The sequence below is a fragment of the Actinomadura sp. CNU-125 genome (assembly GCF_001942465.1).
Lineage (GTDB): Bacteria > Actinomycetota > Actinomycetes > Streptosporangiales > Streptosporangiaceae > Spirillospora.
This window is the reverse complement of record NZ_MKJY01000589.1, coordinates 24,124-32,705: the sequence shown is the minus strand read 5'-3', so window position 1 is coordinate 32,705 and position 8,582 is coordinate 24,124. Positions and strand designations below refer to the sequence as shown.

Annotated in this window: 11 protein-coding genes; 2 read left to right on the top strand and 9 right to left on the bottom strand. The window is 72.2% G+C overall.

What is annotated here, in order from left to right:
* The 3 genes from BJF79_RS47375 to BJF79_RS47365 all read right to left on the bottom strand — a co-directional run.
* Window positions 1-478, bottom strand: a 478-nt coding sequence (locus BJF79_RS47375; protein ID WP_143220993.1) for an alpha/beta hydrolase fold domain-containing protein, incomplete at its 3' end; no start/stop codon positions are given.
* Window positions 475-1,278, bottom strand: coding sequence for an SDR family NAD(P)-dependent oxidoreductase (locus BJF79_RS47370; RefSeq protein WP_075907166.1), 804 nt, complete (start codon window positions 1,276-1,278; stop codon window positions 475-477). The genes BJF79_RS47370 and BJF79_RS47375, both read right to left, overlap by 4 nt.
* A 37-nt stretch (window positions 1,279-1,315) precedes the next feature.
* Window positions 1,316-2,119 carry an SDR family NAD(P)-dependent oxidoreductase gene (locus BJF79_RS47365; protein ID WP_075907165.1) on the bottom strand — a complete coding sequence of 268 codons (804 nt, stop codon included), beginning with the start codon at window positions 2,117-2,119 and terminating at the stop codon, window positions 1,316-1,318.
* A gap of 94 nt (window positions 2,120-2,213) precedes the next feature.
* On the opposite strand from BJF79_RS47365, the gene BJF79_RS54880 reads away from it, so the two are divergent.
* The gene (locus BJF79_RS54880; RefSeq protein ID WP_158079523.1) at window positions 2,214-2,984 is read left to right on the top strand and encodes a helix-turn-helix domain-containing protein; all 771 of its coding nucleotides are present in this window, start codon (window positions 2,214-2,216) and stop codon (window positions 2,982-2,984) included.
* Complete coding sequence (locus BJF79_RS47355; protein WP_262403610.1) at window positions 2,942-3,073, top strand: hypothetical protein; 132 nt, start codon at window positions 2,942-2,944, stop codon at window positions 3,071-3,073. The genes BJF79_RS54880 and BJF79_RS47355 overlap by 43 nt, the downstream gene beginning before the upstream one ends.
* 10 nt (window positions 3,074-3,083) lie before the next feature.
* Here the strand turns inward: BJF79_RS47355 and BJF79_RS47350 are convergent, their stop codons facing one another.
* The 6 genes from BJF79_RS47350 to BJF79_RS64790 form a co-directional block, all read right to left on the bottom strand.
* Window positions 3,084-4,238, bottom strand: a complete 1,155-nt coding sequence (locus BJF79_RS47350; RefSeq protein ID WP_075907163.1) for an LLM class flavin-dependent oxidoreductase — start codon at window positions 4,236-4,238, stop codon at window positions 3,084-3,086.
* 57 nt (window positions 4,239-4,295) lie between these two features.
* Window positions 4,296-4,793 carry a flavin reductase family protein gene (locus tag BJF79_RS47345; protein WP_075907162.1) on the bottom strand — a complete coding sequence of 166 codons (498 nt, stop codon included), beginning with the start codon at window positions 4,791-4,793 and terminating at the stop codon, window positions 4,296-4,298.
* A gap of 182 nt (window positions 4,794-4,975) precedes the next feature.
* Entirely contained in the window at window positions 4,976-5,968 is a 993-nt protein-coding gene (locus tag BJF79_RS47340; protein WP_075907169.1) for an ABC transporter ATP-binding protein, read from the bottom strand.
* Window positions 5,958-6,974 (bottom strand): ABC transporter ATP-binding protein, encoded by a 1,017-nt coding sequence (locus tag BJF79_RS47335; protein ID WP_075907161.1) that lies wholly within the window; start codon window positions 6,972-6,974, stop codon window positions 5,958-5,960. The genes BJF79_RS47340 and BJF79_RS47335 overlap by 11 nt, the downstream gene beginning before the upstream one ends.
* Window positions 6,971-8,251 carry an ABC transporter substrate-binding protein gene (locus BJF79_RS47330; protein WP_262403609.1) on the bottom strand — a complete coding sequence of 427 codons (1,281 nt, stop codon included), beginning with the start codon at window positions 8,249-8,251 and terminating at the stop codon, window positions 6,971-6,973. The genes BJF79_RS47335 and BJF79_RS47330 overlap by 4 nt, the downstream gene beginning before the upstream one ends.
* Window positions 8,245-8,577, bottom strand: coding sequence for a hypothetical protein (locus tag BJF79_RS64790; RefSeq protein WP_262403608.1), 333 nt, complete (start codon window positions 8,575-8,577; stop codon window positions 8,245-8,247). The genes BJF79_RS47330 and BJF79_RS64790 overlap by 7 nt, the downstream gene beginning before the upstream one ends.
* Between the last annotated feature and the right edge of the window lie 5 nt (window positions 8,578-8,582).

The window sequence follows — 8,582 nt, the reverse complement described above, 5'->3', positions numbered from 1 at the left end:
GACGACAGGACGAGCGCGCGCGGCGGCGACGAGCCGTGCCGGTGCGGGCGCACGCGGCGGTCAGCGCCGCGGCGAGGCCGCCGCCCGCCGAGTCGCCGACGGCGATCGGGGGGCGCCCGTCCTCGGCGAGGATCCGTTCGTGGACGGTCAGCGCGTCGTGCAGCGCCGCGGGGAAGGGGTGTTCGGGGGCGAGCCGGTAGTCGACGGCGACGACGCGGGAGTTCGTCGCGGCGGCGAGCCGGGCGGCGAACGGCGTGAACAGGGCGGCCGAGCCCAGCCGGTAGCCGCCCCCGTGGAAGTACGTCAGGACGTTCTGTGGTCGTGGCGGCTCGCAGACGACGCAGGGCACGTCGCCGTACCGGACTTCGCCGATCTCGACGCCGGGGATCGACGGGCGTGCGGGTGCGGCGGCGCGGCGGGCGGCGAGGTCGGGTGGTGTCGGGACGGTCGAGGGGCGCGGCTCCGGCAGTGTGTTCACAGCGCGATGTAGGGGTCTTTGATCGTGACGCCGCCGTCGACCACGATCGTCTGGCCGGTGATGAAGTCCGAGAGCGCGCTGGTCAGGAACAGGGCGGCCGACGCGATGTCGGACGGGCGGCCGTTCTTGCCGAGGGGGGTGGGGACGGAGGGTCGTTCGGTGGCCGATTCGTCCGGGTACGCGGCCATGAGGCGGGGCGTCAGGATGGATCCGGGCGCGACGGCGTTCACGCGGATGCCGTGCGGGCCGAGTTCGTCGCCGAGCGTCCGCACCCAGGAGATCAGGCCCGCCTTCGCGGCCCCGTAGGCGCCGTGCCGCACCGACGCGGTCAGGCCGTGGACGGACGCGACGTACACCATCGTCCCCGGTGTGCCGGTGTCGACCAGGTGTCGGCCGAAGTGCCGTCCGAGCAGGTAGGCGTGCCGGAGGTTGACGTCGAACTGCCTGTCCCACGTGGGTTCGTCCAGGTCGAGCGCCCCGACCCACTCGGCGAGCCCGACGATGTCGACGAAGCCGCCGAGGGGGCCGCCGACCGCGGCCGCGCCCTCCTCGACGAGCCGGGCGACCTCGTCCGCGCGGGTGACGTCGCCGGCCCACGGGACGCCGCCGACCTCCGCGGCGATCTCGCGGGCGCGCGCGGCGTCGATGTCGGCGCACACGACGCGCGCCCCGCACTGCGCGAGCGCGTGGCTCGCCTGGCGTCCCATGCCCTGCCCGGCGCCGACGACGACGAGGTTGCGGCCGTCGAGCCGAAGGAGATCCGGGTACCCCGGAACGGGGAGTTGGTCGATGGATGTCATGCTCTGCCGCCTCTCTTGCGATTGGTGTCGGGGCCGGTCACGCCATGGAGACGCCGCCGTTCGCCCGCAGGGTCTGCCCGGTGACGAACCGGGAGGCGTCCGCCGCGAGGTAGAGGATCGCCCAGGCGATGTCGGACGGTTCGCCGATGGTGCCGAGCGGTGCGTGCGACGCCCGGTCCGCGTAGATCTGCTCGCGTTTCGCCTCGTCGACGGTGCCGTCGTCGTTCGTCCAGTACCGGGCCGTCATCCCGGTCGGCACCCAGCCGGGCGCGACGGTGTTGACGCGCACCCCGTGCGGGCCTGCCTCGGCGGCGAGGGTGCGGGTCAGGGTGGCCACCGCCGCCTTGCTCATCGCGTAGCAGGAGATGCCGGGGGACGCCGAGTCCATGCCGGTGGACGCGACGTTGATGATCGACCCCGATCCGCGGGGCGTCATCGCGCGGGCCGCGGCGGCGCATCCCCAGTAGGTGCCTTTGACGTTGATGTCGAAGATGAGGTCGAGGTCCGCTTCGCGGGTGTCGACGACGGTCCCGTAGCGGATGACCCCGGCGACGTTCGCCCAGACGTCGATCCGGCCGTGGGCGTCCAGCGCGGTTCGGGCCAGGGCGTCGACCGCCGTCCGGTCGGTGACGTCGGCCGGGACGACCGTGGCCGTGCGGCCGAGGTCGCGGACGGCGTCGGCCGTCTCGGCGAGGCCGGGCTCGTCGAGGTCGGTCAGGACGACGTCCGCCCCGGCCTGGGCGAGCACGACGCAGGTCCGGCGGCCGATGCCGCCCGCCGCGCCGGTGACGACGGCGGTCCGGCCGGTGAGGTCGAAGGCCCGTTCAAGCTCGGTGTGCATGGCGCTCCGGTTTCGCTCGGTTGAAGGATCTTTCGCAGTAGGCCCGGTGGCGGGTGCGGTACGTTGCTCGGACGTCCGACCCGAGGGGAACGCGATGGCACGACCGGCGCCCGCCGCCGAACGGGCATTGACGATCATCGATCTGCTCGTCACCCATCCCGGCGAGCAGTTCACGATCTCCGACCTCGCCCGGCGCACCGGGATGAGCCTCGGCTCCGCGCACGCCGTGCTCGCCGTGCTGGAGGAGCGCGGCTACCTCGGCCGGCATCCGGTACGGCGGACCTACGGCCTCGGGCCGGCGCTGGTCAGCGCGGGGATGGCCGCGCTGGACCAGCATCCGGCGATCCGCGTCGCCACCGAGCAGCTCGGCGGGCTCGCCGCCGACCTCGACGCCGACGTGGTCGTCACGGCGGCCACGCCCGTCGACATCGTGTTCGTCGCCGTGGGCGGACGCGGCTCGCGGTACGGGCCCGGGTTCCGCGAGGGCGAGCGGGTGCCGCTCGTCCCGCCGCTCGGCCTGGTGTTCATGGCCGTGGGCGCACGCCGAGGAGGTCGAGGCGTGGCTCGGACGGGCCGCCGCCGGCCTCGACCGCGACCGGGTCGACGGCGCGCTGGTGACCGTCCGCGACCGCGGTTACGCGCTCGGACGGACGCCCGCGGCGCGCGGCCCCCGCCGGTTCCGGGGCGGCGGACGCGGGCGGGCGGGACGGGCTGGCGGAGACGGTCTCGCTGCACGACGACTACGACCTCCCTCATGTCGAACCGGGCGAGGAGTACGAGCTCGGGATGGCGTCGGCGCCGGTGTTCGACGCCGACGGCCGCGTGTTCGTCGCCATCACCGCCAGCGGCTTCTCCCCCGGGCTGACCGGGCGGGAGGTCACCGAGATCGGTGAGCGGGTCAAGGCGTGCGCCACCGTCGTCACCAAGCAGACCCGCGGCAGGTTGCGCGGCTGAACGGCGGCGGTCAGGCGCCCTTGAACAGGGCGTCGTAGTCCACGCGGTGCCCGCGCTTCTCCAGTTCGGGGAGGACCTCGGTGCCGAGCAGCTCGATGCTGCGCATCACCTTCTCGTGGGGCAGGGCGCCGAACTGCGAGTAGCAGAGGAGCTGGTCGACGCCCGCCTCCTCGTACCGGAGGATCTTGCGGAGGCACTCCTCGGGCGTCCCCACGATGATCATGTCCTGCTCGGTGTAGCGGGCGATGTCGATGTCGCCCCGGATCGTCGACTCCAGCAGGGGGAACGCCTTCTGCTTCTCCTCTTCGGGCAGGTGGGCCAGCTCCCATTCGAGCATGAACTCGGCGAGGTTCTGGTACCACCACTTGACCGACTCCCAGATGCCGTAGCGCTCGGCCTCGGCGGGGTCGTCGGTGCAGTGCACGAGGGTGTAGGCGCCGACGCGGTCGTTCTTGAACGCGGGGAGCGGCTGCACGCAGTCGGCCTGGCCGCGCCGGTAGGTCTGGATCGCCTCCGCCATCTTCTCGACCGGCTGCATCAGGGCGAACGACAGGAGGCCGAGGCCGAGCTTCCCGGCGTTGTAGGCGGACGTCTGGCTCGCGGCCGCCAGCCACGCGGGCGGGTGCGGCGACTGGTACGGGCGCGGGGTGATGAACCGCTCGGGGAAGTCGATGTACTCCGACTTCCACGACATCCGGTCCTTGCTCCAGGCTTCGATGACGAACTCGAACGCCTCGCGCCACATGTCGCGCGACCGGTCGTCGGCGGGGACGCCGAAGGCGAGCTGCTCGTTGGGCGTCGACCGTCCGGACCCCCACTCGACGCGGCCGCCGCTCAGCACGTCCACGGTGGCGACCTTCTCGGCGACCCGCACCGGGTGCTGGAACCCGGGCGGGAGCAGCACGACGCCGAAGCCGAGCCGGATGTTCTCGGTGATCTGGGACAGCGCGCCGAGGACGGTCTCGTTGCTCGGGCACGCGGACCGTCCCTCGCGGAAGTGGTGCTCGACGGCCCAGACGGTCTGGAACCCGAGCCGGTCCGCGAGTTTGATCTGCTCGAACGCCTCCGCGTAGATCTGCCGCTCCGCGCGCTTCTGCCCCTCGGGGAAGGGCTCCGCGTACGGTCCGGGCTTCGGCTGGAACTCGTACATCAGGTCGAGCTTCACGTCTGCTCCCTCTCTTCGGACGTCTTCCGATTCAGGCGATGACTTCAGGCGATGACTTCAGGCCGCGACGAGCCGGCCGAACCGGCTGCCGTGGAAGATCAGCGGACGGCGGGCGGGGTCGATCCGCAGCGCGTGGACGGCCAGCAGCGCGATGGTGTGGTCGCCCGCCGGTAGTTCCTCCGCGATCGAGCACTCCAGCCAGGCGACCGCGTCCTGGACGTACACCGCCCCCGCCGCGCCGGTGCTCCAGCCGACGCCCGCGAACCGGTCGCCGGTCTTCGCCGACAGGGCGCGGCAGGCCTCGTTGTGGTGCTCGGCGAGGACGCTGACGCCGAGCCGTCCGGCCCGGCGGAGGCGCGGCCAGGTGGACGAGCCGTTCCGCAGGCACACCGAGACCAGTCCGGGGTCGATCGAGACGCAGGTGAACGCGCTCGCGGCCATCCCGGCGGGCTCGCCGCCGTCGAGCGCGCACAGGGCGGTGACGCCGCTGGGGAAGCAGCCGTACGCCGCCTTCAGCTGAGCCGGGTCTCCGGTGACGGGTTCGAGTTCGACCATGAGCCGCCCACTCCTGCACGTCGACTATCTTTCGCAATAACGAAAGATCCTTCCGTATATGGTGAGTATGTGCGGGCGATGCGGCACTGTCAAGGGGTGGCGGAACGGAGGGCGGACAGCCCGCGGGCCCGGGCGCGTCCCTTACGGTCGCTCCCGGGCCCGCCTCGTGCGGCTTCGGTCCGCTAGTCGCCCGGCTCCGTCAACGGGAAGTGGCAGGCGGCGTACTGGCCCTTCCGGACCTCGCGGACCCGGGGTTCCTCGGCGGCGCAGCGGTCCTGCGCCAGCGGGCAGCGGGTGCGGAACCGGCAGCCCGCGGGCGGCGACAGCGGCGACGGCATGTCGCCGTCGAGCGCGGGGCCGGTGAACCGCTCGTCCGGATCGGTCAGCGGGACCGAATCGAGGAGCGCGCGGGTGTAGGGGTGGGCGGGCGAGCGGTAGACCTCCTCGGCGTCGCCGAACTCGCACAGCTTGCCCAGGTACATGACCATGACGTTGTCGCTGATGGTGCGCACGACCCCGAGGTCGTGGGCGATGAACACGACGGTCAGGTCGTACTCGGCCTTGAGCTCGGAGATGAGGTTCAGGATCTGCGCCTGGACGGACACGTCCAGCGCCGACACCGGCTCGTCGCACAGCAGCAGCTGCGGGCCGACCGCCAGGGCCCGGGCGATCGCGACGCGCTGGGCCTGCCCGCCGGACAGCTGCCGGGGCAGCATCCCGGCGAACCGCTCGTCCGACAGGGAGACCTTCTCCAGCACGTCCGCCGCCTTCGCCGACCGTTCGGCGGCGGACGCGCCCGCCACGGTGAGGCCCTCGACGACGATGTCCTTGACCTCGCGGCGGGGATTCAGCGACGCCACCGGATCCTGGAAGATCATCTGCATGCGGCGGCGGAGCCCGCGCATCCGGCGCTCCCCCGCCCGCTCGATCCATTCGCCGTCGAAGCGGATCCGGCCCGAGGTCGGCCGGTCCAGCCGCAGCACGGCCCGTCCGGTGGTGGACTTGCCGCAGCCCGACTCGCCGACGATGCCGAGCGTCTCCCCGGGCAGCACGTCGAAGCTGACGTCCGAGACCGCCCGGACGGTGCCCGCCTTGCCGGGGTACTCGACGACCAGTTCCCGCACCGACAGCAGTGCCTCGTCTCCGCGCAGATGCGCGGTCCCGCTACCGGCCATCGAGATCCGCTCCTTCCAGGTCCGCGACCGCGGACGCGGCCACCGGACGGACACAGGCCACCAGGTGATCCGGCGCGATCGGCTCCATGACCGGACCCGGATCGCGGCATTCGTCGTCGGCGTGCGGGCAGCGCGCCGTGAACCGGCACCCGTCCGGCAGGTTCGTCGGATCCGGCAGCGTCCCCGGGATCAGCCGGAGCGGCGCCGCGCGCTCGTGGTCGAGGGTCGGGGTCGCCGCCAGCAGGGCGTGGGTGTAGCGGTGCCGGGGCGCGCCGAACACCCGGCGGGTCTCGCCGACCTCGGCGAGCCGCCCGGCGTACATCACCGCGACCCGGTCGGTCTGCCCGGCGACGACGGCGAGGTCGTGGCTGATCAGCATCAGCGACATCCCGCGATCGCGCTGCACCCGCCGCAGCAGGTCAAGGATCTGCCGCTGGATCGTGACGTCCAGGGCGGTCGTCGGCTCGTCGGCGATCAGCAGCTCGGGCTCGCACGCGAGGGCGATCGCGATCATCACGCGCTGGCGCATCCCGCCGGACAGTTCGTGCGGGTAGGCGCGCAGCCGCCGTTCCGGGTCGGGCACGCCGACCTCGCGCAGGAGGCCGACGGCGCGGCCGCGCGCCTCGGACCGGCCGACGCCGAGCAGCTTGCGCATCCCCTCGGTCAGCTGGCGCTCCACCCGCACCACCGGGTTGAGGGACCGGCCGGGGTCCTGGAACACCATCGCGATCTGCTTGCCCCAGATCTCGGACCGCTCCTTGCGGGGCATGGCGAGCAGGTCGCGGCCCTTGAAGAGCACCTCCCCCGAGCAGCCCGCCCGCGGCGGGAGCCGGTCCATGATCGTCCGGGCCGTCATCGACTTGCCGGAGCCCGACTCGCCGACCACACCGAGCGACCGGGCGCGGCCGATGTCGAGGGACACGTCCTGGACGGCCCGGACGACGCCCCGCGGGGTGCCGATGTAGGTGTGCAGGTTCCGTACTTGCAGGACGGGTTCAGCCGTCATGATCTGAGCCTTTCGTCCGGGTGGCCGGCGTCACCGCTCCATCCACAGTTCTGAGGGCAGCAGCGAGCCGAACCCGTACTGCCGGGCACCGTGCACGTTCCCGGCCGTCGTGACGGCGGGCGCGCGCGGGTGTAGAAGATGACCGGGACGAGGGCGGCGAGCCGCTCCTGCGCCACCTTGTAGGCGGCCTCGCGCTCCTCGACGGACGTCGACGTGCGCCCCCGGTCCAGGGCCGCGTTCAGCTGCGGGTCGTCGATGCCGGACACGTTCGCGGACGACTTGCCGTGGAACACCGCCCACAGCTGCGGTTCGGGGTCCACGATGAGGGTCGACGAGATGAGCATGTCGAAATCGTGCGAGGCGTAGATCGAGGCGGTCTCCGCGCTGGCGATCGTCCGGATCTCGACATCGACGTTGTCGAAGGCCGCGAGCTGCGCCTGGATGCTCGCCGCGACGAGCTGGGTCTCCGTGCTGTCCTGGGCGGTGAAGGTGAACGAGACGCGCTTGCCTTCGGCGGCCAGTTCGTCGAAGAGATTCTGCGCGGCCGCCTTGTCGTGCTTTCTCAGCTCGATGTCCGCGTAGAAGGGCGAGGTCTCGCTGAACAGCCGCTTCGGGATCTCCCCGTGCCCGTTGTACTGGGAGAGATTGGTCGCCTCCAGGTCCAGGGCGGCGGAGACGGCCTTGCGCGCGCGCAGATCGTCGAACGGCGGCCTGCGCATGTTCATCGTCAGGGACTGGCCGCCGCTCATCCGGACGACATCGGTGGCGTACCCGGCTTCGCGCGCCTTGTGGATGGTCTTCCAGCTGGTGTCGATGACGACGTCGGTCCCGCCGCTGAGCAGGGTGCTCAACCGCTGCATGGTGTCGGAGGTGGAGCGCAGGACGAGGCCGTCCAGGTACGGCTTCGGGGCGTCCCAGTACGCGGGGTTCCTCACCAGTTCGATCTTGTCCTGGCGACTCCACGACTCCAGCGTGAACGGGCCCGCGCCGATCGGCTTCGCGTCGAACGCCCGCGGGCCCTTCCGCAGCGCGTCCGGCGACGCGATCCAGTTCATCGCCCCGATGACGACGTTCTGGGCGTAGTTCGGAATCGCGGTCCGCAGCGTGATCTTCAGGGTCCGGGCGTCCACCACCTCGCTGGAGGAGATCGGCACCGCGTAGCGGAGGGAGGAGGACGCGGTGTCCGGATCGGCGATCCGGTCCCAGTTGAACTTCACGGCCCGCGCGTCCAGCGGGCTGCCGTCGCTGAACCGCAGGCCCGCGCGCAGCTTCAGCACGAAGGTCGCGCGCCGTCGTCGGTGGTGAAGCTTTCGGCCATCCGGTAGGTGATCTCGCCGGTGCGGACGTCGCTGGTCATCAGCGTCCCGTACAGGGCGTTGCCCAGGGCGGAGTCGAACACCCACACGTTGGACAGGACGGCGGGGTCGAGGCTGCGCGGTTCGTTGATCGTGAGGATGCGGGCGGTGCCGCCCGGCACCGGCGGGCCGGCCGGACCGTCCGGTCCGGCCGCGGTGCCGGCCACCGGGCCGCTGCACGCGGCGGTGACCAGGGCCGCGGCGCAGGCCAGCGCGACGGCCAGGTGACGTCTGGTGCTTCGGAACATCGTCG